The sequence below is a fragment of the Sphingomonas sp. 37zxx genome (genome assembly GCF_000786205.1).
GTDB lineage: Bacteria > Pseudomonadota > Alphaproteobacteria > Sphingomonadales > Sphingomonadaceae > Sphingomonas.
This window is the reverse complement of the sequence record NZ_JROH01000035.1, coordinates 1-25,280: the sequence shown is the minus strand read 5'-3', so window position 1 is coordinate 25,280 and position 25,280 is coordinate 1. Positions and strand designations below refer to the sequence as shown.

At 64.4% G+C, this 25,280-nt stretch carries 22 protein-coding genes and 1 tRNA gene; 8 read left to right on the top strand and 15 right to left on the bottom strand.

Annotation, left to right across the window (positions count from 1 at the left end; genetic code table 11):
* Position 1: 1 nt before the first annotated feature.
* The 7 genes from QU44_RS12760 to QU44_RS12730 form a co-directional block, all read right to left on the bottom strand.
* Positions 2 to 895: an ArdC family protein gene (locus QU44_RS12760; RefSeq protein ID WP_033922659.1), complete on the bottom strand. Its 894-nt coding sequence runs from the start codon at positions 893 to 895 to the stop codon at positions 2 to 4.
* A 220-nt stretch (positions 896 to 1,115) separates the two neighbouring features.
* On the bottom strand, positions 1,116 to 3,863 hold the full coding sequence (gene mobF, locus QU44_RS12755; protein WP_033922658.1) for a MobF family relaxase: 2,748 nt from the start codon (positions 3,861 to 3,863) through the stop codon (positions 1,116 to 1,118).
* A complete protein-coding gene (locus QU44_RS12750) occupies positions 3,863 to 5,695 on the bottom strand; it encodes a type IV secretion system DNA-binding domain-containing protein (protein ID WP_052134813.1) in 1,833 nt (610 codons plus the stop codon). The genes mobF and QU44_RS12750 overlap by 1 nt, the downstream gene beginning before the upstream one ends.
* The gene (locus QU44_RS12745) at positions 5,692 to 6,072 is read right to left on the bottom strand and encodes a hypothetical protein (RefSeq protein ID WP_033922657.1); all 381 of its coding nucleotides are present in this window, start codon (positions 6,070 to 6,072) and stop codon (positions 5,692 to 5,694) included. Before QU44_RS12745 ends, QU44_RS12750 begins: the two co-directional genes overlap by 4 nt.
* 207 nt (positions 6,073 to 6,279) lie before the next feature.
* Positions 6,280 to 6,807: a hypothetical protein gene (locus QU44_RS12740; protein ID WP_156141166.1), complete on the bottom strand. Its 528-nt coding sequence runs from the start codon at positions 6,805 to 6,807 to the stop codon at positions 6,280 to 6,282.
* Between the two features lie 61 nt (positions 6,808 to 6,868).
* Positions 6,869 to 7,042, bottom strand: coding sequence for a helix-turn-helix domain-containing protein (locus QU44_RS12735; RefSeq protein ID WP_033922671.1), 174 nt, complete (start codon positions 7,040 to 7,042; stop codon positions 6,869 to 6,871).
* Positions 7,043 to 7,231: 189 nt separating this feature from the next.
* Positions 7,232 to 7,840: a hypothetical protein gene (locus QU44_RS12730; protein WP_033922655.1), complete on the bottom strand. Its 609-nt coding sequence runs from the start codon at positions 7,838 to 7,840 to the stop codon at positions 7,232 to 7,234.
* A 420-nt stretch (positions 7,841 to 8,260) separates the two neighbouring features.
* On the opposite strand from QU44_RS12730, the gene QU44_RS12725 reads away from it, so the two are divergent.
* Positions 8,261 to 9,469, top strand: coding sequence for a hypothetical protein (locus QU44_RS12725; RefSeq protein ID WP_033922654.1), 1,209 nt, complete (start codon positions 8,261 to 8,263; stop codon positions 9,467 to 9,469).
* Between the two features lie 55 nt (positions 9,470 to 9,524).
* Here the strand turns inward: QU44_RS12725 and QU44_RS12720 are convergent, their stop codons facing one another.
* Together QU44_RS12720 and QU44_RS12715 are read right to left on the bottom strand one after the other, a co-directional pair.
* The gene (locus QU44_RS12720; protein WP_033922653.1) at positions 9,525 to 10,736 is read right to left on the bottom strand and encodes a tyrosine-type recombinase/integrase; all 1,212 of its coding nucleotides are present in this window, start codon (positions 10,734 to 10,736) and stop codon (positions 9,525 to 9,527) included.
* A gap of 195 nt (positions 10,737 to 10,931) precedes the next feature.
* A tRNA-Tyr gene (locus QU44_RS12715) sits at positions 10,932 to 11,017 on the bottom strand.
* 132 nt (positions 11,018 to 11,149) lie between these two features.
* Between QU44_RS12715 and QU44_RS12710 the strand changes: the two genes are divergently transcribed.
* From QU44_RS12710 to QU44_RS18285, 3 genes are all read left to right on the top strand, one after another.
* Positions 11,150 to 12,769 carry a M20/M25/M40 family metallo-hydrolase gene (locus QU44_RS12710; RefSeq protein WP_033922652.1) on the top strand — a complete coding sequence of 540 codons (1,620 nt, stop codon included), beginning with the start codon at positions 11,150 to 11,152 and terminating at the stop codon, positions 12,767 to 12,769.
* A 2-nt stretch (positions 12,770 to 12,771) separates the two neighbouring features.
* Positions 12,772 to 13,518 (top strand): 23S rRNA (guanosine(2251)-2'-O)-methyltransferase RlmB, encoded by a 747-nt coding sequence (gene rlmB, locus QU44_RS12705; RefSeq protein WP_033922651.1) that lies wholly within the window; start codon positions 12,772 to 12,774, stop codon positions 13,516 to 13,518.
* Between the two features lie 130 nt (positions 13,519 to 13,648).
* Positions 13,649 to 14,449, top strand: a complete 801-nt coding sequence (locus QU44_RS18285) for a DUF2971 domain-containing protein (RefSeq protein ID WP_156141164.1) — start codon at positions 13,649 to 13,651, stop codon at positions 14,447 to 14,449.
* 64 nt (positions 14,450 to 14,513) lie between these two features.
* Here the strand turns inward: QU44_RS18285 and QU44_RS12695 are convergent, their stop codons facing one another.
* The 4 genes from QU44_RS12695 to recF form a co-directional block, all read right to left on the bottom strand.
* Positions 14,514 to 14,924 (bottom strand): septal ring lytic transglycosylase RlpA family protein, encoded by a 411-nt coding sequence (locus tag QU44_RS12695; protein WP_231621737.1) that lies wholly within the window; start codon positions 14,922 to 14,924, stop codon positions 14,514 to 14,516.
* A 63-nt stretch (positions 14,925 to 14,987) separates the two neighbouring features.
* Positions 14,988 to 17,507 carry a DNA topoisomerase (ATP-hydrolyzing) subunit B gene (gene gyrB, locus QU44_RS12690; RefSeq protein ID WP_033922649.1) on the bottom strand — a complete coding sequence of 840 codons (2,520 nt, stop codon included), beginning with the start codon at positions 17,505 to 17,507 and terminating at the stop codon, positions 14,988 to 14,990.
* A gap of 86 nt (positions 17,508 to 17,593) precedes the next feature.
* Positions 17,594 to 18,964: a DEAD/DEAH box helicase gene (locus QU44_RS12685; protein WP_033922648.1), complete on the bottom strand. Its 1,371-nt coding sequence runs from the start codon at positions 18,962 to 18,964 to the stop codon at positions 17,594 to 17,596.
* Positions 18,965 to 19,148: 184 nt separating this feature from the next.
* Positions 19,149 to 20,213 carry a DNA replication/repair protein RecF gene (recF, locus tag QU44_RS12680; RefSeq protein WP_033922647.1) on the bottom strand — a complete coding sequence of 355 codons (1,065 nt, stop codon included), beginning with the start codon at positions 20,211 to 20,213 and terminating at the stop codon, positions 19,149 to 19,151.
* A gap of 114 nt (positions 20,214 to 20,327) precedes the next feature.
* Here recF and QU44_RS12675 point away from each other — a divergent pair, with 114 nt between their 5' ends.
* The gene (locus QU44_RS12675; protein ID WP_033922646.1) at positions 20,328 to 20,672 is read left to right on the top strand and encodes a hypothetical protein; all 345 of its coding nucleotides are present in this window, start codon (positions 20,328 to 20,330) and stop codon (positions 20,670 to 20,672) included.
* A 24-nt stretch (positions 20,673 to 20,696) separates the two neighbouring features.
* Here the strand turns inward: QU44_RS12675 and dnaN are convergent, their stop codons facing one another.
* Together dnaN and QU44_RS12665 are read right to left on the bottom strand one after the other, a co-directional pair.
* Positions 20,697 to 21,824, bottom strand: a complete 1,128-nt coding sequence (dnaN, locus tag QU44_RS12670; protein ID WP_033922645.1) for a DNA polymerase III subunit beta — start codon at positions 21,822 to 21,824, stop codon at positions 20,697 to 20,699.
* A gap of 159 nt (positions 21,825 to 21,983) precedes the next feature.
* On the bottom strand, positions 21,984 to 22,640 hold the full coding sequence (locus QU44_RS12665) for an outer membrane protein (protein WP_033922644.1): 657 nt from the start codon (positions 22,638 to 22,640) through the stop codon (positions 21,984 to 21,986).
* A gap of 139 nt (positions 22,641 to 22,779) precedes the next feature.
* Between QU44_RS12665 and QU44_RS12660 the strand changes: the two genes are divergently transcribed.
* Genes QU44_RS12660 through rlmN form a run of 3 tightly spaced genes read left to right on the top strand, consistent with a single transcriptional unit; the run spans position 22,780 to position 25,132 of the window.
* On the top strand, positions 22,780 to 23,421 hold the full coding sequence (locus QU44_RS12660; RefSeq protein ID WP_033922643.1) for a histidine phosphatase family protein: 642 nt from the start codon (positions 22,780 to 22,782) through the stop codon (positions 23,419 to 23,421).
* Positions 23,418 to 23,891 carry a hypothetical protein gene (locus tag QU44_RS12655; RefSeq protein ID WP_033922642.1) on the top strand — a complete coding sequence of 158 codons (474 nt, stop codon included), beginning with the start codon at positions 23,418 to 23,420 and terminating at the stop codon, positions 23,889 to 23,891. The genes QU44_RS12660 and QU44_RS12655 overlap by 4 nt, the downstream gene beginning before the upstream one ends.
* Before the next feature lie 56 nt (positions 23,892 to 23,947).
* Entirely contained in the window at positions 23,948 to 25,132 is a 1,185-nt protein-coding gene (rlmN, locus tag QU44_RS12650) for a 23S rRNA (adenine(2503)-C(2))-methyltransferase RlmN (protein ID WP_156141162.1), read from the top strand.
* Positions 25,133 to 25,280: the final 148 nt, after the last annotated feature.

Sequence of the window (25,280 nt, the reverse complement as noted above, 5' to 3'; positions counted from 1 at the left end):
ATCACTCTGGCCCTCCAGATTCCTCCCCCAACCACTCCGCCGCCTTCGCCGCCGCGCTGGCAGCGGTGAAGATCGCCCGGTTGTCGCCCTTGAGCACCTTGAGCCAGCTGGCGAGGTAGCAGGCATGGTCCGGACGCGGGGTGACTGACAGGCCAAGGTCGCCGCACAGGAAGGCTGAGCCAAGCTCGGCGACCAGCTCCTCCATGGCATAGGCCTCGTCGCCAAAGCGCTTGCCGAAGGTGCGGGCGAGACGGTGGTCGGCACCGGTCCAGTGCACGAGTTCGTGGAGGAGGATGGCATACCAGTTCTGCGCGGCACTGGCGGTGTCAGTGGCGAAGAACCGCTCGCGGTCGGGCATGGTGATCGTGTCGATGGACGGGGTGTAGTGTGCGCTGTCACCCTGGATGCGGATCGCAGCCCCGGTGGCAGCGATGAAGGTTTCGACATCGGCGATGGGATCGAAGGCCTCGGCTTCAGGCACTTCGGGCAAGGCGTAGCCCTCGACCTGCGCGATGTTGAACACATGCGAGCCCTGCGCGAAGATCCGGCCCGCGCCCTCGCGCGCCTCGTCTTTGCTGCCCTCCGCTAGGTCCAGGACCTTGTAGAACACGATCGGCGAGGCCTTCTCACCCTTGCGAACCTGTGCGCCGAGTGACTGCCACTGGCGGTAGGTTGCCCAGAGACCATGCCCGAAGTCCTGCGCCTCGGCGCTGGCCCAGAGCGCGAGGACATTGACCCCGCGATAGGCCTTGCGGCTGACCGCATTGATGGGCCGCGTGAGCGGGGCGCTGCTGCGGTGCCAGGGGAGCGTGTAATCGTCCGTGCCGCGCTCCAGCGCGGCGATGATCTGGTTAGTGATGGTGTCGTAGATGCTGGCGGTTGCGGTGCTGGCCATGGTGGTAAATCCTTCGTCCTGTCGTTGGGAACGCGGATGAAGGGACGGGCCGGATGGCCAGGCGAGTCAGCGGAACGCGGAACAGCCAACACGGAAGGGCGAAGCCTGAAGGAGCGGGCAGGCTGTTGATCCCGCCCGGCACGGGCCGTCAAACAGGAGCAGTTCATTCCAATGGCAGGGCGGAGGATGCTATGGCCCGGCACACTCGCGGCTCACGCGATCAGCCGAGACCAGCCCCCAGAGACTTCGCCTTGGACGCTTCCGGCGCACTCACCTCCATGGCGGTCTGCTTTTCGCCCGCCCGCTCGTGGATGGCGCGGATCAGCCGCGCCTTGTCGTCGGTGACGACAATGGCTTCTGACTTCGCGCGCGAGAGCGCGACATAGAGCATCTTCTGGTCGACCAGATTGGCGGAACGGCTATCGGCGTGGATCAGGACGCGCTCGGCGGTCTGGCCCTGCGCTGCGTGGGCGGTCTGGACATAGGCATGGCGCAGATGAGCATCGCGGGGGTCGAAGAGATCGAGCCGCTGCTCGTGGCCATTGGCTAGCGCGACGGTCGCCTGCTGACGGTCGGGATCGATGCCGGTAATGGTGCCGCGCAGCCCGTTGATGCGCCCGGCGTCGCGGTCATTGCGGGTGAACTGCACGCGGTCGCCCGCCTGCAATTCCATCATCTTGGGCTCGAACACCTCAACCTTGCCCGCGCCCCATTGCCGCAGCCGCCAGTCCACGGCCGACCCGTCGGCAGCCTTCAACGCAATAGCGGCCTTTCCGGGATCGATGCGCTCGACCCGATAGGCAGCGCCGCGTGTGACGCCCTTGTCGGCATAGTCGCGCAGGAAACGGACCGTATCGCCCGGCGCATAGCTCGCAGGATCGCGGGCTTCGATGCGCGACAGGTTCTTGGCGACCAGGCTCTCCATGCTGACGGTGGGACCAGACAGGACACCGGCTGCGGCAAGCTCGCGGCGGATATCAGCAGTGAGCGCATCGCGGCCATCGCGCGAAGGCTCGATCACCAGCGTGCGCACGCGTTCGGACACATCCAAAGCAGCATAGGCCTTGGCCATAGCGGCGAAACGCTCGCCCTGACTGCCATGGGCGATGATCTTGCCACCACCCCGATCCAGAGCGTCCAGCGCCTTGCGCGCATCACCTTCGATCGATGCCAGCACCGCCTCGCGCGTCGCGGTATTGGTCTGGCGCACAACATTATCGAGCCGCGCGGTCGCCATGCCGGCGGATTGCAGCTGGGCAAAGGCCGCGCCTGCGCCAACGGAGCCGAGCTGTTTGACGTCGCCGACCAGAACAACGCGGGCCTTGCTGTCAGCAGCAAGGCCGAGCAGCGCCGCCATATCGCGGGCCGAGAGCAGTGACGCCTCATCGACGATCCACACACCGCCAGACAGTGATGCTCCATTGCGCAGCAGCTGGCGGGCCACCGTCTCGCCGCGCTGACCAAGGGCATCGCCCAAGGTCTGCGCAGCCGACGCGGTCGGGGCTAGCGCGGTTACCGCAACCCCGCGCGCCTTCGCTTCGCGCGCAAAGGTCGCCAGCACGGTGGTGGTCTTGGCGGTCCCGGCATAGCCCTGCAGGCCCGTCACGCGATGCGGACTGGTCAGCAGCGCGCGGGTGGCCGCGCGCTGTCCCTCATTCCAGGGGTGATCGGATCTAAGTTCGGCACGGGCAACGGCGCTGGCGGCCTGTCTGGCCGAGAGGATCGAACCAGCGGCCCCGCGCCCTTCGGCCTCCAGACGCATCAACTGCCGCTCATGGGCAATGTTTTCGGCGGTGGTGAACCCGGCAAACTCCGCGCCGCGCTTGTCGAGAAAAGTGCGCGGCACCAGCGCGCCATCGCCCTGCGCACGCGCAACCGCCGCGCTGATCTGCGCAGCAGTCACGCGGCCCAACCCATAACGCCCTGCCTCCTTTTCCAGTTCGGCGGCGGCGAACACCGACTGGCGCTCCCCAAGATTGGCGGCGGCAAGGGCAACGGCCTGATGCGCGGCGATCTGACCCTGCGCGGCCAACGCGCTGCCATGCTCCAAACTGGCCGCCACCTCCTTGCTCGCAGCCACCAAAGCTTCCCGAGCGTCCTTCCCGAACCCGGCGGCATCCGCCTCCGCGCGCCAGTTCGCTACCAGCTCGCCGCGCTCAAGGCTTTGCTTCGCCTCGCGGGTATCGAGCGCGGCAATCTGCTTTTCTTCGGCAGATGCGGTCGCGCGGGTCTGGCCGCGCTCGGCAAGCCGGGCTTCGACCTGTGCGGCGCGCTCGCTGAAGGCGCGGATCACGGCGGCGGGGACGCCCTTGATCTCGAACAGGGAATCCTTGCCCTGTTCGATGCCATAGCCAAGCGCCCGGACACCCACTGCCAGCTCTTGGCGATAGACCGCGCCAATGGCCTTCTGAAGCTGGTAGAGCGCGCGCGGCTCCAGACTGCGCCAGTTGCCTTCGGCGTCCTGTGTCATGTTCATGATGACATTGTGGGTGTGCAGCTGCGGGTCCTGCGCCCGGCTCGTGTCATGGCGGAAACTGGCAATCACAAGATTGTCGGTGGTGTGCCGCTCGACCCCGCCCGGAGTGCGTATAAGGGTGGCGGCAGCATGGCGCTCGACATAGGCGAGCGCTGCCTTCACCGCACTGGCGTGTGCGGCGACCAACCGCCGGTCGCCCGCCACCTCGGCCATGATCGAGACCGACTTGGGCGCAGACATAGTTATGTCCCAACCGGGTCGGTGCTGGAGCTTGCCCTCGCGCATGGTGCCGAGCTGCTGGCCATGAAGCAGCGCGCCATCAAGAATGGCACGGAAGGTCTCGCGATTGACCTCACCTGACAGACCCAGGGCCTTGGCCCCCTCGCCCTGCCATTCGCTAGGCGAGATGCCACCATCGGCATAGTAGTCATCGGCCTCGTAGTAGCTCGAAGCGGCCGCCGAACTACCGATCGCGCCAATGGTGGCAACCATCAGACCGGCCCCTTGAGAGTGCTGGCGGGATCATCCTTGGCAGTGCCGCTGTCAGCCTTCTTCGGCATGCGGTTCCACAGCATCCGGCTGACATGGGCCGGGGCAAAGGCCGGATGGCGTGCTGGTCCCCGCGCATCAATGTGCTCCCGCGTCAGGCGAATTCGCCCAACGGGCAAGGCGTCTGGCAGTTGCAGGAAGCCGTGGTGCGGCTGCAGCCGCAGGTCGCTCTCGATCACGGCAGAGCGCACCACGCGGGTGCTGCCGACGGAGGTGCGCCCGCTATGCGGCCCGGTCTCGAAGCTGTCCGATGCGCTGCGCACTTCCACCTCGACATCGCCAATGTTCCGCGATGCCCATTCCCGCGTGTCGCGGTCGATCAGCTGCAGATACAACTTCGAGTTGCAGCAGCCGAGCAAGGCCTCGGCGCTGTCGCGGCCATAGCGGCGGTGCATCTGGCCGATGGCCTGAAAGGTCAGGACGACGCTGGCCCCGAACTTGCGTCCCTCGGGCAAGAGCCGCGTCAGGTTGTCGACGCGGGGAAGATCGGCCAGCTCGTCCAGGAAGAACCACATGCGCCGCCTGTCGGACGGCGGAAGGCCCAGCATCGCGCTCGCCGCACACTCCAGCCAGCAGGCCAGCAAGGGCTTCATCGCCTCGAAGTAGTCCTCCTTGCGCGGGACGAAGAGCCAGGGCTTCGGCCCCTGATGTGCGTCCAGCCCGGAGATGAACTCGCGGAAGGCGAAACTGCCGCGCTCCCCGGGCTCGCGCCACAGGAACTGGAGCAAGGTCGCTGCTTTGGCGAGCATGAACAGCACGCTGCCTGTCGCTCGGTCAGCATCATCGGCAAAGGTGCGCGCCGATGATGTGCCCGCCAGCCAGACCTTCATCTCTTCCTTGCCCTTGACCTGCAGGGCGTCCAGCAGGTCGGAGAGCGTGGTTCGCCCCTCGGCGCTGAGCACGCGCAGAATATTGGCCACCAGTATTCGGGACGTTTCCAGCCAGACATCATCATCGCGCTCGCCGGTCTCGGAGACCAGCTGGCGCGCGATTCGGTCGGCGTCTGCCGGATGTGCAATCTCGGAGAACGGCGACCAGAACGCCGAACGCTCGTCGAACGGGTTCAGAATGATATCGCCTCGTTCGGGGCGGTAGTAGTGGGTGATGAACTCGCCCGAGGTGTCGTAGACCAGCGCCGGTTCGCCGCGTGCTTCGACCTGGTCGAGCATCTGGCGCATGACGGTGGTCTTGCCTGCCCCGGTGGTGCCGAGCAGGGCGAAGTGACGGCATTCCAGCCAAGCCGGAATGCCGACCGAGGCGATGCGGATCGATCGCGCATTGGTGGCCTTGCGCGTCATCCGGGCAAGCACGCGCTCGGTCACGATCTGCGTGCCCGAAATGAACCGATCACGCGCCGCTTCCTTGCCCTCGCTGCGTATCCAGACGGCGAAGCCGAAGCACAGCAGCAGGCCAACCAGCGCGCCCAGCGTGCCGCCCAGCACAACCTTCCCGGCAAGGTCATCCCAACACCACACCCAGATGCGGTCGTTGGCCAGCACACTGGCCGGGACACGCACGGTTCGCTCCTCAAAGCGGACAGCAATCTCGGGATCGCTGCGCCCGCTTGCAATCCAGCTGACCGCAACACCTTGGGCGTGCTGGTAGGCGCATGCGAACTGGCCCGGCGCCGGATTATGGCTGGCGAGAAGGAATGCTCCAAACCCGCCGCTACCGGCAACGGTCCACGCATAGGCGCGCCACCGTGCCGCGAGGCCTGCGATGCCCTGCTTGAACTTGCCCTGCCCGCGCAGGAGATTGTCGCGGTCGCGGCTCATGACAGCGCCTCCGCTGCAAGGGCGCGCTGGCGGCGATAGGCCGAGTGCGCCGCTTCGCCGATCATGCTGTCGGTGCGGTCGGCATCGCCATCGCCGCGCAAGGCCGCGCGGCGGGCATAGGCATAGGCCGCGCTGGCGGTGAACAGGCTGCGATCGAGCAGCGCCTCGATCACGCCAAGCCGCGCATCGAATGCCGCCATGACGTCATCGCTGACGCTGCTGCCGCCTGCCACTGGCGTATCAGCCACCGCGCCAAGCCCGGCTTCGATGACCCGCGACAGGGCCTGATAGCGGGTCAGTCCGCGCTTCTCAGCGAAGCGCCGGATCATCACCTCCTGCCCCATCGGCACGCGCACCGAGAGCTTGACCCGGTTCATGGCCGCACCTCCCGGAGCGCGCCATGCGCGCGCTCCCGAAATGGCGCAAATGCGGGGGTTCTGAGCGCACCGCCCAAAGAGCGCGCGCATCGCCCCCCACGAAAACGGCGGTTAGCCGCCATCGACGAGTCAGAAAGGTGTGCGCCCATCTTACAGCTTCGGATCGCAGAGCCGAAGCCCTGCGATCCTGTTACCTGCCCTGTCATGTCATCCATGGCTTGCCCCGCTTTCCGGTTCGAACCGGCCCGCGGCGGCGGCCATCTGGCGAAGAGCGATATGGTCTTCGAGTTCGCGGTTGCGCGGCTGACGGCACGGCGTGCCGCGCCCGGCAAGGTCGTGTTCGGCAAGCCATCGATAGAGGGCGTCATCGATGGCCTTGCGGATGGCACAATCAAGATCGCGGGCTTCGACCGGATCGAGATTGACCCAGCCTGCGCAACCGACCGCCACCTGTGCGCCGAGCGGAAACCACTCACCGCCGACATTGTAGAACGGACCCTCGATATAGGCCCTGCCCTCCTGGCCCATGTGGAGCGCAATGATCGGGCGCTGGTCTGCGAAATGGAATCGCACTGCGTTGACCAGGGCCCAGGCATCGTTGTCGCCGTCGGCCATGCGCTCGATCATGGGGACGAGATGGCAGGCGACCTGCTGGTCGATGCGGAACGTGTAGGTTTGGTAACCGCTGTTGAGGGGACGAGCGAAGCTGTCCCGGACTCTCTGGATGAGAGACATGGCATTGTCCTTTTGTGAATGTGGGGAACGAGGGCAGGCAAGGCAGGCGCGTGAGCGCCTGTCAGTTTGCCTCCTCGTTGTTGATCAGGCGGCGCAGGGATGATGTGGGCACAAGGGTGCGCCTGCCGATCTTTATCGTTTCGATGCGGTTCTGCTTGATGAGGGCGTAGATTGACGTCCGGCCAAGGCCGAGGGCCTTGGCGGCTGCCGATACGGATACGGTAAGCTGTTCCATTCTGGTCTCCTGTGGTTGCCGAATCGCGGCGGGAGACGCCTTAGGTTGCACAGGTTCGCCCAAGCTCGGAGCAATAAACCAAGCCACTGAAAGTGCCGAACTAATAAATGAAATAAATGAAAATCAATGCCGAAAAAAACAAAATCCGAGCTTCATTTTTTCGCAAATTTTTTGCCGATCATGCCGCTGTCAGTCCTTGGCAGAGCGCTTCTGGTAGATTTCGGCAGCATGCTTGCTGACCTGCTGCCTGGTGGGGATCTTGCATGAGGGATCGTTCAGCTTCTTGAACCATCCGATCAGTTCATCTTCCAGCAGCTTGCAGGCCGCATCAGGGTCTGAAGGCAAACGCTTCCTGGCATATTTGCGCGAAACATCCCGCTTGGCGCTGACATAATCATGGAGCGAGGTGCGACCTGTGCCGCCTTTCCGAGGCGGCTTCGTCACCGCTATCAGGCGATCCGCACCTGTCGGGGTCAGGTAAAGATCACCAGACAAGTACCATGGGTATGGAAAGGCTGTCACATCGGAGCGCTGTTCCCGGAAGCGCGACAGCAGCAGATAGCGCAGCCGTCCGAAACAAATGCGCTGGTCGAGCGGCCAGTACTGCCCGGTGAGTGGGATCCGCGCCATTAGCCTAGGACTCTGCGGGGCCTGCAATGCCGTAAAAATGGTCTCGACTATGCTGTCAGTCTCATGAGCAACCGGCAAAGGAGATTGAGGAAAGCTATAGGCGTATTGCCACGAGTGCCAACCGATCGGAACCAGAACCATCGCCAACGCAGCGATGAAGGCCAGCATGAAAGGGGCTGGCGAGAGGACAAAATCACCTGCGTAGTGAGCTACGAGAACTGCCACGCCAACGGGCGTCAACACCCAGGAAAGCCTCGACGCCCAAAACCTTATCCGAAATGCCCGCCTATAGGCAATGTGCGGGCTCTGTGCGGCCTCGGAAATGGCCTTGGTGCTCGCTTCGACGTCCCCTTTCAGGCGCCTCCGGTAACACTCTGCAACGACGTCAGCAAAACGGACATGCAGATCGGCTGCCGCATTTGTCTGCGGCGGAAGAGCAAGTGCGCCCGAAGTTGATCTCGGCCTGCGTCCCATCGGCGCAATAATTCAGAATTGTGGATTTCTGTCAACCGCTTGACCAATTCCGCCTGCACCGCTTCAGGCCTTCGGCCCTGCCCGAACTATCGGGCGTCTGCTCAAGAGGAATAAATGTCGAATTGGTACTGGCGTCATGACTACCGAGCTATGCCGGAGGATGTCATCGCTTTCGCCTGGTCTGAGCCGATGCGCGACCTCGCCACCAAATTTGGTGTGAGCGATGTGGCGCTGAGGAAAATGCTCCGCAAATACGATGTCACACTGCCACCACAGGGTCACTGGAACCGCGTCCATGCTGGTCGCGAAGTTGCCTTGCCGCCGCCGCCTCCAGCGCGGCGTCCGGGGCAAAACGGGCGCATGTTGATCGATCCGAAATTCGAGCCGTTCATTCCGAAGGCCGCGCCCATTCCATCAAGCGGTCCCTTTGCATCTGCCGAAGTGCCCGAAGACCTTGAGGAGCTGCGTGAGCGGGAAACCAAGCTTCTCGGCAAGGTGACAGTGCCAAAAGACCTGTCGCGCTATCATCCCGCCTTTGCGAGCATCAAGCGGAGCGAGCAGCGCCTGCGCGAAAAGGCGGCGGAAAGCCGATGGTATGAGCCTGAATTCGATAACCCGGTCAGCCAGCGACAACTTCGACTGCTGAATGCGCTCTTCCTCGCGCTGACGAAGCGTGGCCATGATGCTGACATATATGTCGAGCAGTACACGCGCGCCTTCCGTCCGCACGTCATCATCGGGGATACCAAGGTCGATCTCAAGATTGGCATTCTCGGCAAGCATCCGACCACGATGCGCTCCGGCGTCATGGTCCCCGATCCGTCGCTTCCGGCCAGCACCCTGCTTGTTATCCGGTGCGACGAAACAGGCATCCCCGCCTGGGAAGATCAAAAAGAACGAAGGCTCGAAACCCGCGTCGCCGAAATCGCCGTGTCTCTGATTGTCGCGGGCGAAGCCAAGTTCCGCCGTCAGCTCAAGGAATCCGAGATACGCGCCGAAGAGGAACGGATCAGACGCGAGCAGCGCGAAAAGGAGGAACGGGAAGAGCGGGAGCGTCAGCGGCTGGAGCGTATCCGCCAGCTCAACGAACAGCGGATCACCGATTTACGGATGAGCGGCGAACTGCTGCGCAGGTCGCAGGATCTTCGGGTGCTGGTCGAAGAGGTCCGCAGGGCCCTTGAACAGCGCAACGACATCGATCCCGAGCGATTGGCAGCGTGGGAAAGCTGGGCGCTGGAAGAGGCTGACAAACTCGATCCGATCCTCTCGGGCCAGATCATGTCGCACCTCGATCCGCCTCTTCTTCCGGTAGAAGGCGAGTGAGCATAAGATCGGGCGGGCGTTGCAGCAATGCTCGGCCGGTGTCCCCGCCCTGCCCTCAGGAGGGCGCCACAGCCCCGCCTGGATCAGCTGCCACGCCATTGCAGTAGCGCCCCCACGCTTCCATCAACTTCACCCGCATGCCCGGTTGGTCCGGCGTGCCGAGATAGGTGGTGCGGCGATAGGCCGCCTGCACGGCGTCGGGCGTCTTGTGCGCCAGCGCCGCTTCCACCACGGCATCGGGGAAGCCTTCGTTGGCGGCCCAATCGGTGAACGTGGAGCGGAAGCCGTGGACGTGGTAGGGTTCGCACATATCACGCATCACCTTGAGCAGCGTCATGTTGGACATCGCCTTGCCGGTCATGCCGGGGAAGACCACTTCGGCTCCTTCAAGGCGCATCGCATGCGCCTTTGCAAGCACCGCCAGAGCCGCGTCTGAGAGCGGCACCATCTGCGCCCTGTTGCGCTTCATATGCTCGGCTGGAATCGTCCATAGGCGCTGTTCCAGATCGAATTCATCCCATGTCGCGAGCCGCACCTCTTGCGAGCGGACGCCCGTCAGAATGAGAAGGTCGAGCGCCAGACGAGTGTAAGTAGGCTTGCGCCGCAAGGCGATCATGAAACCCTGTATCGCGACATAGGGCATGGCCTTGCGGTTTTCCGCCTGCTTCACCTGTCGCGGAAGACCCCTGCCCGCCTTCAGGCTGCCATTGCCCGATGGGGCTTCGCGTGAGCGCCAGCCCTTGGCGTGGGAATAATCGAGCACGGTGCAAATCCGGTTGCGCACCTGACGGGCGGTGTCTGGAATTTCCTGCCAGATCGGCGTCAACACGCTGATGATGTCGGCGCTGGTGATGCTGCCGGTCGCCATGTCACCCAGTTTCTTGAAGGCGTAGTTTTCGAGAGTGGCCAGCCACTGGCGCGCGTAGACCGTGCTTTTCCAGCCCGCCTCGTTCTCGGAGTGATACTGGAGCGCGGCCTGACGGAAAGTGACCTTCGCGGCAGCCTCGTCCTTACGCTCTGCCAGAACGTCGCGCCGCTCGACCCTGGTCGCCTTGCGAATTTCCTGCGCTTTCTGGCGAGCTTCGGCCAGCGTCACCATCTTCGCGCTCCCCAGCCCTATGTCCTGACGATTCCCGTCGCGCTGGACTCGCACCATCCATGAAGCGCCGCCAGATTTCTTCACTTTCAGGAAGAGTCCGTCGCCGTCCTGATAGGTTCCTGGATTCGCGAGCGCGGCCTTGACCGCCACTGCCGTAAGACTGCCCATTTTCGTCCCCACACTTTCAGAGGCCACCGGCGAAAACCAAAATGTGGGGACGGCCCCGTCTGTCCCCACACCGTCCCCACACTAGGCTCCGGCTGCAGGCGAACGGGAGCGGTTATGGGCGGACCAATGAGGGCAGAATACCCTAGGAAATCGGGGATTTCCATGGGCATCGGCGGATGTCAGTGAATAAGGGGGTGGTGGACAGGGCTGGATTCGAACCAGCGTACGCTTGCACGGGCAGATTTACAGTCTGCTGCCTTTAACCACTCGGCCACCTGTCCACACAGGCCGCTGTTTACCAGCGAGCGAGCGCCAATGCCCAAGCCTCTGCCGCCTGTCAACGGCTTGCGCGCATGACGCGGGGCGAATAGCGTCCCTTCACGCTTCGTTTGCACCAAGGAAACTACGCCCAGATGCGCCTGATCCACCTGCTCGCCACCGCCGCACTGGTCGCCACCCCGATCGCCGCCGGCGCGCAAACCACCCCGCCGCCCGCCCCCGAGTTCGCGCGCGTGGTCGATGAAGGCACCAATCGCAGCCAGGTAATGGTGCTGGCGCAGCACATGACCGACGTGATCGGTCCGCGCCTCACCAATTCGCCGCAGATGCGCACCGCCGAGGCATGGGCGCTCGCGAAGTTCCGCGATTTCGGCCTGGCGAACGTCCATAAGGAAGGCTTTGACTTCGGTCGCGGCTGGTCGATCAACGCATCGAGCGTGCGGATGGTCACCCCGCGCCCGATCCAGCTCACCGCGATTCCGATCGCCTGGACCCCGCCCACCAACGGCACGCTGTCCGCGCCGATCATCATCGCGCCGATGAGCAAGGCCCGCCACTTCGCCGCCTGGCGCGGCAAGCTGGCGGGTAAGATCGTCCTAGTCTCCGCCCCCGGCGCGGTCGACGATGCCACCGAACCCGGCTTCAAGCGCATGACCGGCGAAGACATCGCCAAGCTCGACAGCTATCGCGAGCCAAATCACGATCCCGCCGCCCAGGCGCGCCGCAACGCCGCCGCCACCTTCGACGAAGAACTCGACGCCTTTCTGAAGGCCGAGGGCGCGGTCGGCTTTGCCACCATCTCGTATCGCGACAACAAGCTGCTGCATGGCGAGGGCTATATGCACAAGGCCGGGGCCAGCCCCTCGCTGCCCGGCGTCCAGATTGCCGCCGAGGATTATCGCCGCCTCGCGCGCCTCGCGGCGATGGGGCCTGCCCCCACGCTCGAAATCACCAGCGACGTCGCCTATGATGACAGCGACCCACAAGCTTACAACATCCTTGCCGACCTGCCAGGCACCGATCCGCGCGCCGGCTATGTGATGGCGGGCGCGCATTTCGATAGCTGGGTCGCGGGCGACGGCGCGACCGACAATGCCGCAGGTTCGGCCATGGTGATGGAGGCCGCGCGCATCCTGAAGGCGATGGGCGTCCGCCCCAAGCGAACGATCCGCTTCGCATTGTGGAATGGCGAAGAGCAGGCGCTGTACGGGAGCATCAACTATATCGAGCGCTATCTGGCGCGCCGCCCCGCCCCGGCTTCGCCCGAAAACAGCACGCAGAAATATTATAACCAGGCCACGCGCTATCCGGTCACCCCGCTGCCGGGCTATCACGACCTTGCCGCCTATTTCAACATCGACAATGGCTCGGGCAAGCTGCGCGGCATCTATGCCGAGAACAACGCCGCCGCGGTGCCGATGCTGCGCGAGTGGCTGTCGCCTTTCGCACCGATGGGCGCGGGCAGCGTCGTGTTCGGGCGCACCGCCGGCACCGATCACCAATTCATGGCGGCGATCGGCCTGCCTGCGTTCCAGTTCATTCAGGATCCGCTGGACTATGGATCGATCACCCATCATTCAGGCGCCGATACCTTCGATCATCTAAAACCAGCCGATATGCGGCAGGGGGCGATGGTGCTGGCGTGGATGCTGTTGCAGGCCGCCAATGCCGACACGCCGCTGCCGCGCAATCCGATCCCGAACCAGCCGGTCGTCACCGATCCGTTCGCCACCCCCGACCCCAACGCAGAGTAATCATGGCCCGCAAAGGACACCGACCAAGCCAGGCCCCCGCCGGCCGCCCCCGTTTCTGGGGGCGTCACCCGGTCACCGCCGCGCTGGCCAACCCCAACCGCACCGTCCGCAAGCTGTGGGCGACGCGAGAGGCGCTGGCCAATCTCGACATTCCCCCGGTGGTGCCGATCACCTTCGCCGACGTCGCCGATCTCGGCAAGCTCGTCCCCGGCGATGCGCCGCACCAGGGGCTGGTCGCCGAAGTCGATCCGCTCGACGATCTGTGGCTGTCCGACGTGCTGGAGGCCGGGGCTGACAGCAAACAGCCGATCCTGATCCTCGATCAGGTCACCGATCCGCACAATGTCGGCGCGATCCTGCGTTCGGCGGCGGCGTTCGACGCCTTGTGCATCGTCACCCAGGATCGCCATTCGGCCCCCGAAAGCGGGGCGCTGGCCCGCGCCGCATCGGGCGCGCTCGAGCTGGTGCCGTGGGTGCGCGTGGTGAACCTGTCGCGCGCGCTCGAGGAGATTGCCGAGGCAGGCTATTGGCGCATCGGCCTGTCGGGCGCGACCGAGACGACGCTCGACCAAGCGCTGGGCGCGAACCGGGTCGCGCTGGTGCTGGGGGCCGAGGGCGACGGGATGCGCCAGAACACCCAGGCGCATTGCGACGCGATCGCCCGCCTGCCGATCAACCCGTTGGTCGAGAGCTTGAACGTGTCGAACGCTGCGGCGATTGCGTTGTATGCGGTGAAGGCGCGGGGGTAGCATGCTGGGAAGGATGACCTGTAGCGTCATAGTTACTATATCATCCGGCCTGCTTCGGGTGTGGCCACTAGGGTTGCTGTTCGGTCGATGAGTCTCACGAAGGTCACACAAACACGCCGGAGTGACTCATGTGACCTATTCTGAGTCCGTACTGGACCTTCCACCCAATCGCCTATTCAAATATCGCTCATTCGATCTTGGGCATGAAAGCACTCAACCTTACGCCCGCGACCGTGCGATTATCGAAGACAATGCGTTGTGGGCAAGCTCCCCGATAAGTTTCAACGATCCATTCGATTGCATCCCTGCATTCGATCGTTCTGGCACTACTGATGAACACAAGGCTTTTGCAGAACGATGGGTCGAACGCAAAGAGCCATACGTTTCGGGGGTCGACCGACTTCAAAATCGGTCATTAGCGAATACTTTTATTAAAACAGGCATAGGTTTGACGGACAACCAATGCGTCCAATTATGGAGAGACCAAATAAAGCGCTATGGCGTGGTATGCCTAGCTGAGCGCCCCGACGATATGCTTATGTGGGCCTATTATTCTGACGGCCATCGTGGCTACTGCCTGGAGTTTGACACCAGCCACGAACCGATGAGCCAAGCACATCGTGTTATTTATACCAAGGAACGGACTGTGTTCCGACCGCTGGCTTCCGACCGCTCAGAACTGATGGAAAGGACGACGCTCCGGAAAGCGCAATTTTGGGAGCATGAGCGCGAATGGCGCATCATCAGCAGGCCGGTAGGACGCCTTGCGTTTCCGGCCGCTGCGCTAAAGGCGGTTATTCTTGCGGCCCACATCAGAAAGGAAGACGAGCAAGCCGTTAGAAGTATGGTCGCGCGCCGAAAGCCTGATATCGCGCTGAAACGGGCAATTCTAGATCAACGCACCTTCTGCCTGTCGATCGTGCCCGCCTAGCGTATGCTACATGGCGGAAAGCTCTCAAAAGAAGCGCCCCTGATCAACTTACTGTCAACCTGCCCTACTTCGCAGCCACCAAGCTCAACACCACCTTCGCGGTCCCGCGCCCGATGATCCCCAGCTCGCGCGCCGCCGCCTTCGACAGGTCGATCGCGCGCGTCTTCACGAAGGGGCCGCGGTCGTTGATGCGGACGATCACGCTGTTGCCCGACAGTGCGTCGGTCACCCGCACCAGGCTGCCGAAGGGCAAGGTCCGGTGCGCGGCGGTCATCAGTTCGGGGTCGCATTTTTCGCCGCTGGCGGTGCGGTTGCCCGCGATCTCGCCTCCGAAGAAGCTGGCCAGACCTTCACCCACTGTCTCGATCACCGAATGCGATTCGGTCTTTACTGCGTCCTCGGCGAATGCCGGCGTTGCCGTCAGCATCAGCACCACGGAACCCGCAGCAGCGATCGAGCGTTTCGTGAAGTTCAAACCTGTGCCCCTAACCGCCCTTGCCTGTTATCAGGCCTAATCAGGGCGGCGGGAAAGAAAAGGTCAGACGTCCAGATTCGCGACGCTCAGTGCATTCTCCTGGATGAACTCCCTGCGCGGCTCGACGACATCGCCCATCAGGCGGGTGAAAATCTCGTCGGCGACGTCGGCCTGATCGACCTGCACCACCAGCATCGAGCGATTCTGTGGGTCGAGCGTCGTCTCCCACAATTGCTCGGCATTCATCTCGCCCAGCCCCTTATAGCGCTGGATCGACAGCCCCTTGCGCCCCGATAGCAGGATCGCATCGAGCAACTGGCTCGGGCGGCCGACCAGCGTTTCGCCCTTGGCGATTACCTGCGGCTGATCCTCGGCATCGGTGATCGCATCGGCTGCGGCCTGTTCGGCGGCGAGCGCCGCCTGTGCCGATTTGGCGGGCACCAATTTGGCCGCCCCGTCATAGGACGCGGCTTCCTCGGCGGCGAGCGCGTGGAGCTTGCGCCCCTCCGCCGACGACAGGAACGCAGCTTCGACGATGTGGTGGTCGGTCACCCCGCGCCAGAAGCGCTGGAAGTGGAAGCCGCCCTCTTCGGACAATTGCCCCGACCAGCGCGCCTCGGGATCGGCCATGTCGAGCCGCCGCACGACTTCGCCCAGCCGCTCGGTACGCTGCTCGCGCGTGATCGCGGGATCGAGCGTGCCGGCCAGCGCCAGCGCCTCGATGATCGAGGGATCGTAGCGGCGCGGGACATAGCGCATCAGCGTGCGCATCCGCCGCGCATGCTCGACCAGCGTGCGCAGATCCTTGTCGGCGCGGGTGCCGCCCGAGGTTTCGAGCACGTTGAGCGCGGTGCCCGCCTCGACCAGATATTCGTCGAGCGCGGCATCGTCCTTCAGATACACTTCGGACCGGCCCTTGGTGGCCTTATACAGCGGCGGCTGCGCGATATAGAGATGCCCCGCGGTGATGATCTCGGGCATCTGGCGATAGAAGAACGTCAACAGCAGCGTGCGGATATGCGCGCCGTCGACGTCTGCGTCGGTCATGATGACGATCTTGTGGTAGCGAAGCTTGGCCAGGTTGAAATCGTCGCGGCCGATGCCGGTGCCCATCGCCTGAATCAGCGTACCGATTTCCTTGCTGCCCAGCATCCGATCGAACCGCGCACGCTCGACGTTCAGGATCTTGCCGCGCAGCGGCAGGATCGCCTGGAAATGCCGGTCGCGGCCCTGCTTGGCGCTGCCGCCTGCCGAATCACCCTCGACCAGGAACAGTTCGGACTTGGCGGGATCGCGCTCCTGGCAATCGGCCAGCTTGCCCGGCAGGCTGGCAATGTCCATCACCCCCTTGCGGCGGGTAAGCTCGCGCGCGCGCTTGGCGGCTTCGCGCGCGGCGGCGGCGTCGATCGTCTTCTGGATGATCGCGCGCGCGGTCTGCGGATTTTCCTCAAGCCATTCGGCCAATTTGTCGGCCATCAGGCTTTCGAGCGGCTGGCGCACTTCGGACGAGACCAGCTTGTCCTTGGTCTGGCTGCTGAACTTGGGGTCGGGCAGCTTGACCGAAACGATCGCGGTCAGCCCCTCGCGCATGTCGTCGCCGGTGAGGGACACCTTTTCCTTCTTCAGCATCCCCGATTTGTCGGCATAATTGTTCAGCGTGCGCGTGAGCGCGGCGCGGAACGCCGCCAAATGGGTGCCGCCGTCGCGCTGCGGGATGTTGTTGGTGAACGCCAGGACGTTCTCATAATAGCTGTCGTTCCATTCGAGCGCGACGTCGATGATCACATCGTCGCGGTCGCCGTGAATCGCGATCGGCTCGGCCATCAGCGCGTTCTTGTTGCGATCGAGATATTGCACGAACGCGGCGATGCCGCCCTCGTAATACAACTCGACCTCGCGCAATTCCTCGTGGCGCGCGTCGCGCAGGAACAGGCGGACGCCCGAATTGAGGAACGCCAGTTCGCGATAGCGATGCTCGAGCTTGTCGAAATCGAATTCGGTGATCTTGAAGGTGGCGGGGCTGGGGAAGAAGGTGACTCGCGTCCCCTTCTTGTCGGCGCCGCTTTCGGTCTTGGGTGCGGGGCCGGTGATCTTGAGCGGGGCGACCGCATCGCCGAACGCGAATCGCATGTAATTTTCTTCGCCGTCGCGCCAGATCGTCAGGTCGAGCCATTCGCTGAGCGCATTGACCACCGAGACGCCGACGCCGTGCAGACCGCCCGACACCTTATAGGCATTGGTATCGCTGGTATTGTCGAACTTACCGCCGGCGTGGAGCTGGGTCATGATGACCTCGGCCGCCGAAACGCCCTCGCCCTCGTGGATGCCGGTGGGGATGCCACGGCCATTATCCTCGACGCTGACCGATCCGTCGGCGTTCAGCTGGATGATGATCTTGTCGCAATGGCCGGCCAGGGCTTCGTCGATCGCGTTGTCGCTGACCTCGAACACCATGTGGTGCAGGCCCGATCCATCGTCGGTATCGCCGATATACATGCCGGGACGCTTGCGGACCGCGTCGAGGCCCTTGAGGACGCGGATCGAGGACGCGCCATATGCATTTTCTTCGGGGGGTGTTGCCATGCCGAGGATATAGGGATTTGCGGCGTGTAACGAAAGCGAAATAGGAAGGAAGCGGGGGGAGGATATGCCCGCCCCCCGCGAAAGGCTTAGGCCTGCGCGCCGCCCGAACGGCCACGCCCGCCACCGCCGCCACCGCCGCCACCGCCACCGCGACGCTGACCACCCGGACGGCCCGATCCACCCGGACGCCCGGCACCACCGGCGCCGGCAGGCCGCGCGGCATGAGTCGCGCGCGGACGGCGCGGACCCTGCTCCTGGCGCGGACGATCGGGACGCTCGGCAGGGATCGGCCCGACGCGGCTGCCCTTGATCCGCTCGGCCTCGGCCTGGAAATTCTCCGGCAGCGGCACGACGCTGATGCTGTGGCGGGTCAGCTTCTCGATCGTGCGCAGATATGCGCGCTCGTCATCGGCGCAGAAGCTGAACGCGATGCCATCGGCCCCGGCGCGTGCGGTGCGGCCGATGCGGTGGACATATTGCTCAGGCACGTTGGGCAATTCGAAGTTGAGCACATGGCTCACCCCCGAAACGTCGATCCCGCGCGCGGCGATATCGGTCGCGACCATGATCTTCACCTTGCCCGAGCGGAATTCGGCGAGTGCCTTTTCGCGCTGCGGCTGGCTTTTATTGCCGTGGATCGCGTTGGCCATGATGCCGTTGGTGGCCAGCAGCTTCACGACGCGGTCGGCACCGTGCTTGGTGCGCGCGAACACCAGCGCGCGCTCGATGTCGTTGCGCTGGAAGAACAGCGTCAGCAGTATCTGCTTTTCGGCCTGGTTGACGAAGGTGACGTACTGCTCGACCCGCTCGGCGGTGGTGGCGACCGGGGTCACCTTCACCTCGACCGGCTCGGTCAGGAACTTCGACGCCAGCTCGCGGATCGCCGAGGGCATCGTCGCCGAGAAGAACAGCGTCTGGCGCGACGCCGGCAGCATCGTCACGATCTTGCGCAGCGTGTGGATGAAGCCAAGGTCGAGCATCTGGTCGGCCTCGTCGAGCACCAGAATCTCGACATCGCCCAGGCTCATGCAGCGCTGTTCGATCAGGTCCATCAACCGGCCCGGCGTGGCAACCAGAATGTCGACGCCCGCCGAGGTGTCGCGGCGGTTGCGCGCGATCGGGGTGCCGCCAAAGACGGTGGCGACGGTGAGCTTGGTATATTTGGCGTAGGCACGCGCACTGTCGGCGATCTGGCTCGCTAGTTCGCGCGTCGGCGCCAGCACCAGCATGCGGCAGCGCATCGGCTTGCGGCGCTCATTCGCCTTCACCAGCCGGTCGATCGAGGGCAGCATGAACGCCGCCGTCTTGCCGGTGCCGGTCTGCGCGATGCCGAGCAAGTCATTGCCTTCGAGCAGGGGCGGGATCGACTGCAACTGAATCGGCGTCGGGGTGTCGTAGTTTTTGAGCGCGAGCGCGTCGAGAACGGCCTTTGAAAGACCGAGAGCTTGGAATGACATGGGAATCCTGTCGTATGGATGCCGGTGGCGCGCATCGGGGCGCACGGACGGCGGGGTCAAAAATGACGCCCCGCGTGAAATGGGAAGCCGGTGGTGCGACGCCGAGCCGGTCTTGGGAGACCAATCACGCTGCTGTTTGAAAGCGTCGCTGCATTGCGGCAATTGCTCGCTTCCGGCGCAAAAGTCAATCGTTAGCGATAACGCCGCCCTCGACGGTATAGCGCGTCGCCGTGCCGACCGCGTCGAACAGCGCTGATTCGGTGCCGGTCATCCATATCTGCCCCTTGCCGGCCAGCCGCGCGAACAGCGCCGCCCGCCGCAGCGGATCGAGATGCGCCGCCACTTCGTCGAGCAGCAATATCGGGGTGCGCCCGGTGCGCGCGGCGACCAGATCGCCATGCCCGAGCACGATACCCAGCAGCAACGCCTTTTGCTCGCCGGTCGAACACAGCGCGGCGGCCTGCCCCTTGTCGAGATGGGTGACGATCAAATCGGCACGGTGCGGCCCGGTCAGCGCCCGCCCGGCCGCTGCATCGCGCGCGCGGCCCTCGGCCAGCGATCGAATCAGCGACTCGCCGCCGCCGCCCCATCCCTCCAGCGCCAGCCCGGCGCGCGCGAACGGCCCTTCGGCCTCGCTTGCCAGCCGCTCGCCCAATGCCGCCACCGTCGTCCGCCGCGCGGCATCGAGCGTGACGCCATGCTCGGCCATCTGCGCCTCAAGCGCGCCCAGCCATTCGGGATCGGGTCGCCCCTCTTCGCCCAGCAGCCGGTTGCGCTGGCGCATCGCCGATTCATAGCGGCTGGCGTTGGCGGCATGCCCCGGCACCAGCGCCAGCGTCAGCCGGTCAAGGAACCGCCGCCGCTCGCTGGCGGGTTCGACGAACAGCCGGTCCATCGCCGGAGTCAGCCACAGCACCGTCAGCCATTCGGCCAGCGCGTTCGCCGACGCCGCCGCGCCGTTGACGCGCACCACGCGGCGTTCGGGCGCGCTTGCCTGCACCCCGGTGCCAAGCTCAACCTCGCCGGCAAACGTCGCCGCCACGCCAAAACCGCCCGCCCCGCCCTGCCGCGCCATTTCGCCAAATCCGGCGCGGCGAAGCCCCTTGCCCGGTGCCAGCAGCGACACCGCCTCGAGCACATTGGTCTTGCCCGCGCCATTTTCGCCGGTCAGCACCACAAACCCCATGCCAGGGGTCAGCGTCGCATTCTGATGATTGCGAAAGTCGGTAAGGGCCAGGCGGGTCAGCATCTTGGGCGGGTGTTAGCGACTTGCCCGGCTCGACGGAAACAATAGGTTGGAACGGACACGCAACCTTCGTCGCCAATCGGTGTTGAAGTGACCTGAACGATGATGGAACCAGCTATGTCGATCCGCTTTGCGCTTGCCCTGATGCCGCTTTGCCTGCCGGTCGCATGCGCGCCGCAAACGCCGCAGCAGCAGCAGGCCGAACAGATTCGCGAGCAGGCCGACAAAAGCGGGGACGCGATTGAAGCCGAAGCGCGCGATCGCGCCGCCCAGATGGAGGCGCAGGCCGCAACGCTCGAAAACCAGGCTGGCACCTCGCAAAGCTTCGACGCGCAACGGTTACAGGTTCAGGCCGACGCGCTGAAGAAACAGGCCGATCTGATCGAGAAGCAAGCCGACGCCCAGGCAAAGGCCGTGCGCGACGCCGGGCGGGCCAAGGCAAGCGCGCTGCTGGCGCAATAACGCCAGCGGCACGCCAAGCCCTGCTCAGACGCGCATCGGCATCAGGACGTACAGCGCCTGCGACTGGTCGTTCTCGCGGATCAGCGTCGGCGCGGCGGCATCGGCCAGATGCACCTCAACCATGTCGCCTTCGATCTGGTTGAGGATGTCCATCAGATAGCGGCTGTTGAAGCCGATTTCGATCGGCATCGATGCATAGTCCCCCGGCACTTCCTCGGCAGCGGTGCCGTTTTCGGGGCTGGTCACCGACAGCGTGATCTTGTCGCGATCGACCGCCATCTTCACCGCGCGGGTCTTTTCGGTGGCGATCGTCGAGACGCGATCGACACCCTGCATGAAGCTGCGCGGATCGAGCTTGAGCAATTTGTCGTTGGCGACCGGGATCACCCGCGAATAATCGGGGAAGGTGCCGTCGATCAGCTTTGATGTCAGGATCGCCTGCCCCAGATCGAAGCGAATCTTCGACGGGCTGAGCGACACGCCGACCGATCCGTCGACCTCATCGAGCAGTTTCCGCAATTCGGCGACGCATTTACGCGGCACAATCACGTCGGGCATCGCTTCGGCTCCCTCGGGCCGCGGCACGGTGACGCGCGCCAGCCGGTGGCCGTCGGTCGCCGCAGCCTTGAGCACTGGCTGGCCGCCGCCGGGGCCGCCCTCATCGGCGACATGCAGGAAGATACCGTTTAGGTAATAGCGCGTCTCTTCGGTCGAGATCGCAAAGCGCGTCTTGTCGATGATCGCCTTGAGCGTATCGGCGGGCAATTCGAACACCGTCGGCAGCTCGCCTTCGGCGATCACCGGGAAATCGTCGCGCGGCAACGTCGCCAGCGTGAAGCGCGCGCGCCCCGCCACGATCGTCATCCGCCCCTCGGCCGCCGAAATCTCGACCTGCGATCCCTCGGGCAGTTTACGCGCGATGTCGAACAGCGTGTGCGCCGACACCGTGGTCGCCCCCGCCTGATCGACGCTCGCCGCAATCGTCTCGTCGATCTGCAAATCCAGATCGGTCGCCATCAGCCGCAACGTGCCGCCCGCCTGCGCATCGAGCAGGACGTTCGACAGGATGGGAATGGTGTTGCGCCGCTCGACCACCGACTGGACGTGGCTAAGCCCCTTCAGCAAGGTTGCGCGTTCGATCGTCGCCTTCATTATTTCCAACCCCCGGGACCAGTGCCCAAAACCGATTAATCTATCGCGCACTACAGCCGCGCGATAATTCGCCGGGTGTATCTCTAACGCGAAAAAGGGCCGGAGCAAGCTGCCCCGGCCCCTCGCCGTCCCGATTATGGGCCGATGGTTAAACGTCTATTAAAAACGCATGCCCACGCCGGCCAGAACCTGATGACGATCGGTGTCGATGTCGAAGTCGCCGGTGGTCGCGCCATTGGCAAATTCGAAATTCGCGCTCGAATAGTTCGAATAGCGATATTCGACCTTGGCAAAGGCGTTATTGCCGATCGCCCGCTCGACGCCCGCGCCGAGACGGAAGCCGTCGAGCTCGAAATTCTCATCGAAGCTGGTCGTGCCGTCGCTGCCCAACAGGTTAAGGCGGGCGTTGGTGTAGCCGCCCTTGGCATATACAAGGGTGTTCGGCGTCGCGAGGACACCGGCGCGCAGGCCGAGATAAATGTCGCGGCCGGTGCTGACTTCGCCAAAGCCAAAGGTGTTGGGATTGACGCGAGCCGTCTCGACCTTGCCGGTCGAATCGGTCAGTTCGAGATCGGCACCGACCACCACGCCACCAAGCGCGATGTCATAGCCCGCCTCGACGCCGTACAGGAACCCATCGACGGTCTGGTCGATACCGTCGATATCGGCATCTTCGCTGCTGCCCGGCTTGATGCCGTCATAGCCACCCAGCACCGCGATGCGCGGACCGGTGAACACGGGATTCACTTCCTGCGCGAAAGCCGGGGCTGCGACGGCGGACGATGCGACAAGCGCGGCTGCGATTACATAACGCATACAAAACTCCATTACTGAACACACCCGTTCACTCAGCGGGCGGAGTGCTCAAATAGGTGGGAACGAGCGAAGTTGCATGAACTGAAAATAAACAAGGAAATCCGTTGCTTTTGGGCCACAGGGGGTTGAAACGGCGGGCATGTCGACCACCCCGCGCGCTGGCCGCGACTTCATCGCCCGCCACGGCGAAACCGTCTTCAACGCCGCGCGGCGGCTGCAGGGCGAGCATCCGCACACCCCGCTGACGCGCGCCGGATTTGCCCAGGCCGAGGAAATGGGCCGCGCGCTGCTGGCCGAACTGGGGCCGTCCCCCCGCCTGACCTTATGGGCCTCTCCTACCGGGCGCGCGCTGCAAACGCTGGCGGTGATTGCCGAAATCCTGAATCTCGACTGGCATGACGCGCGCACCGATGCGCGACTGATCGAGATCGGCATGGGAAGCTGGGGCGGGCTGTATTATGCCGATCTGATCGCGCGGGTGGGGCCGGTGTTCGATTCGAGCAACGGCGCGCTCGCCTGCGCCCCCGATGGCGAGCGTTATAGCAAGATCGCCGCCCGCTCGGCAGGCTGGCTCGCCGATACCGCCGCCGATACCGGCGACCGGCTGGTCATCACCCACGGTATTTCGAGCCGGGTGTTGCGCGGGGTGATGACCGGCCTTGCCCCCACCCCGTCGCTCGATGCCCCCTTTGCGCCAGGCTTGCCGCAGGGATCGGTGGTGGCAATCGAGCGCGGTGTCGAGCGGGTCGTCCATCTGGGCACTGGTCGCTCGCCGGCATGATGCTGCTCGCGCTCGCGCTGGCGCTGGCGCAAGGCGGCGCGCGCCAGCCGATCGGCATATTCGAATCCTGGGGGGCGTTTCGCGATGTCGAGCCGGCGCGCTGCTACGCGATCGCCGCGCCGGTACAGCGCAATCGCAGCAATGCCTTCGCCTCGATCGCGACCTGGCCGGGCAAGCAGGTGCACAACCAGCTCCACATCCGCCTGAGCCGCCAGCGCACCCCGCGCGCTCGAGTCACGCTGGCGATCGGCGAGCGACGCTTCCAATTAAAGGCGGGCGACCGCGACGCCTGGTCCCCCGACGCGCGCACCGACCAGGCGATCGTCGGCGCGATCCGCGCCGGGCGGAGCATGAGTGTCGAGAGCATCGCCGCCAATGGTGCCCCCTTCGCCGACGTCTACGCCCTGGCGGGTGCCGCCACCGCGATCGACGCGGCGGGGGTGGGGTGCGTGCGGCCTTCCGCCCCCTAGCGAACACCCCCGTTTTCGACTATATCGCGCCGATGCTGACAGTCTCGACGCCGCCCATGCCCATCCCCGGGCACATCGATCCCGTGCCCGTCCCCCGGCCCCTGCCGATGCGCAGCGACGGGCGGATCGACCTGCTGGGGCTGTCGAAGGCCGATCTTCGGATGGCGCTCGAAACCTCGCAGCTCGAACCCAAACAGGCAAAGCTTCGCGCCAAGCAATTATGGCACTGGATCTATAATCGCGGCGTCACCGATTTCGCGCTGATGACCGACATTGCCAAGACGATGCAGCCCTGGCTGGCGCAACGCTTCGTCATCAGCCGCCCGCAAGTGGTCGAGGCGCAGGTGTCGACCGACGGCACCCGCAAATGGCTGCTGCGCACCGACGACGCGCAGGATTACGAGATGGTGTTCATCCCCGACGCCGATCGCGGCACCTTGTGCGTATCGAGCCAGGTGGGTTGCACCCTCAACTGCACCTTCTGCCACACCGGCACGATGCGGCTGGTCCGAAACCTGACGCCCGCCGAGATCGTCGGCCAGGTCATGCTCGCACGCGACAATCTGGGCGAATGGCCGAGCCAGCCCGATGGGCGGATGCTCACCAATATCGTGATGATGGGCATGGGCGAGCCGCTGTATAATTTCGACAGCGTCCGCGATGCGCTTGGCATCGTGATGGACGGCGACGGCATCGCGCTGTCGAAGCGGCGGATTACGCTGTCGACTTCGGGCGTGGTGCCGATGATGGCGCGCGCGGGGGCAGAGATCGGCGTGAACCTGGCGGTATCGCTCCACGCCGTCACCAAGGAAGTGCGCGACGAGATCGTGCCGCTCAACCGCAAATACGGCATCGAGCAATTGCTCCAGGCCTGTGCCGACTATCCCGGCGCCAACAACGCCCGCCGCATCACCTTTGAATATGTGATGCTCAAGGACAAGAACGACAGCGACGCCGACGCGCACGAACTGGTGCGGCTGCTGAAGCACTATCGCTTGCCCGCCAAGGTGAATCTGATCCCGTTCAACCCCTGGCCCGGCGCGAATTACGAATGCTCGACCCCCGAGCGGATCCGCAGCTTCAGCGAAATCGTCTTCGGCGCAGGCATCTCCGCACCGGTACGCACCCCGCGCGGTCGCGACATCGACGCAGCGTGCGGACAGTTGAAGACCGCATCGGAGAAGAAGAGCCGGGCGGAACTGGACCGGATTGCCGAGGATAAAATGGCGGCGTTGGGGTAAGGGGTTTGGCGGAATCGCCATTGGCGGAAGCCGGATGGAAGGCCAAAGGGCTGCTTTCGAGGCATTGATGGCTGTTAACTGCCGCACCAAGTCCACATCGCTTTCCTAAAATGGCCATAGTCAGAATAGCTCGAAGCGGTGGTTCCTA

Bases quoted from the DNA above. Each gene is read 5' to 3' on its own strand.
- QU44_RS12655 (WP_033922642.1), top strand. From the start codon at position 23,418: ATGATGCTGCTCGCGCTCGCGCTGGCGCTGGCGCAAGGCGGCGCGCGC.
- QU44_RS12725 (WP_033922654.1), top strand. From the start codon at position 8,261: ATGTCGAATTGGTACTGGCGTCATGACTACCGAGCTATGCCGGAGGAT.
- QU44_RS12740 (WP_156141166.1), bottom strand. From the start codon at position 6,807: ATGTCTCTCATCCAGAGAGTCCGGGACAGCTTCGCTCGTCCCCTCAAC.
- rlmN (WP_156141162.1), top strand. From the start codon at position 23,948: ATGCCCATCCCCGGGCACATCGATCCCGTGCCCGTCCCCCGGCCCCTG.
- QU44_RS12710 (WP_033922652.1), top strand. From the start codon at position 11,150: ATGCGCCTGATCCACCTGCTCGCCACCGCCGCACTGGTCGCCACCCCG.
- QU44_RS12750 (WP_052134813.1), bottom strand. From the start codon at position 5,695: ATGAGCCGCGACCGCGACAATCTCCTGCGCGGGCAGGGCAAGTTCAAG.
- QU44_RS12720 (WP_033922653.1), bottom strand. From the start codon at position 10,736: ATGGGCAGTCTTACGGCAGTGGCGGTCAAGGCCGCGCTCGCGAATCCA.
- QU44_RS12685 (WP_033922648.1), bottom strand. From the start codon at position 18,964: ATGTCATTCCAAGCTCTCGGTCTTTCAAAGGCCGTTCTCGACGCGCTC.
- dnaN (WP_033922645.1), bottom strand. From the start codon at position 21,824: ATGAAGGCGACGATCGAACGCGCAACCTTGCTGAAGGGGCTTAGCCAC.
- QU44_RS12730 (WP_033922655.1), bottom strand. From the start codon at position 7,840: ATGCTGGCCTTCATCGCTGCGTTGGCGATGGTTCTGGTTCCGATCGGT.
- QU44_RS12660 (WP_033922643.1), top strand. From the start codon at position 22,780: ATGTCGACCACCCCGCGCGCTGGCCGCGACTTCATCGCCCGCCACGGC.
- QU44_RS12665 (WP_033922644.1), bottom strand. From the start codon at position 22,640: ATGCGTTATGTAATCGCAGCCGCGCTTGTCGCATCGTCCGCCGTCGCA.
- QU44_RS12735 (WP_033922671.1), bottom strand. From the start codon at position 7,042: ATGGAACAGCTTACCGTATCCGTATCGGCAGCCGCCAAGGCCCTCGGC.
- recF (WP_033922647.1), bottom strand. From the start codon at position 20,213: ATGCTGACCCGCCTGGCCCTTACCGACTTTCGCAATCATCAGAATGCG.
- QU44_RS12760 (WP_033922659.1), bottom strand. From the start codon at position 895: ATGGCCAGCACCGCAACCGCCAGCATCTACGACACCATCACTAACCAG.
- QU44_RS12745 (WP_033922657.1), bottom strand. From the start codon at position 6,072: ATGAACCGGGTCAAGCTCTCGGTGCGCGTGCCGATGGGGCAGGAGGTG.
- QU44_RS12675 (WP_033922646.1), top strand. From the start codon at position 20,328: ATGTCGATCCGCTTTGCGCTTGCCCTGATGCCGCTTTGCCTGCCGGTC.
- mobF (WP_033922658.1), bottom strand. From the start codon at position 3,863: ATGGTTGCCACCATTGGCGCGATCGGTAGTTCGGCGGCCGCTTCGAGC.
- gyrB (WP_033922649.1), bottom strand. From the start codon at position 17,507: ATGGCAACACCCCCCGAAGAAAATGCATATGGCGCGTCCTCGATCCGC.
- rlmB (WP_033922651.1), top strand. From the start codon at position 12,772: ATGGCCCGCAAAGGACACCGACCAAGCCAGGCCCCCGCCGGCCGCCCC.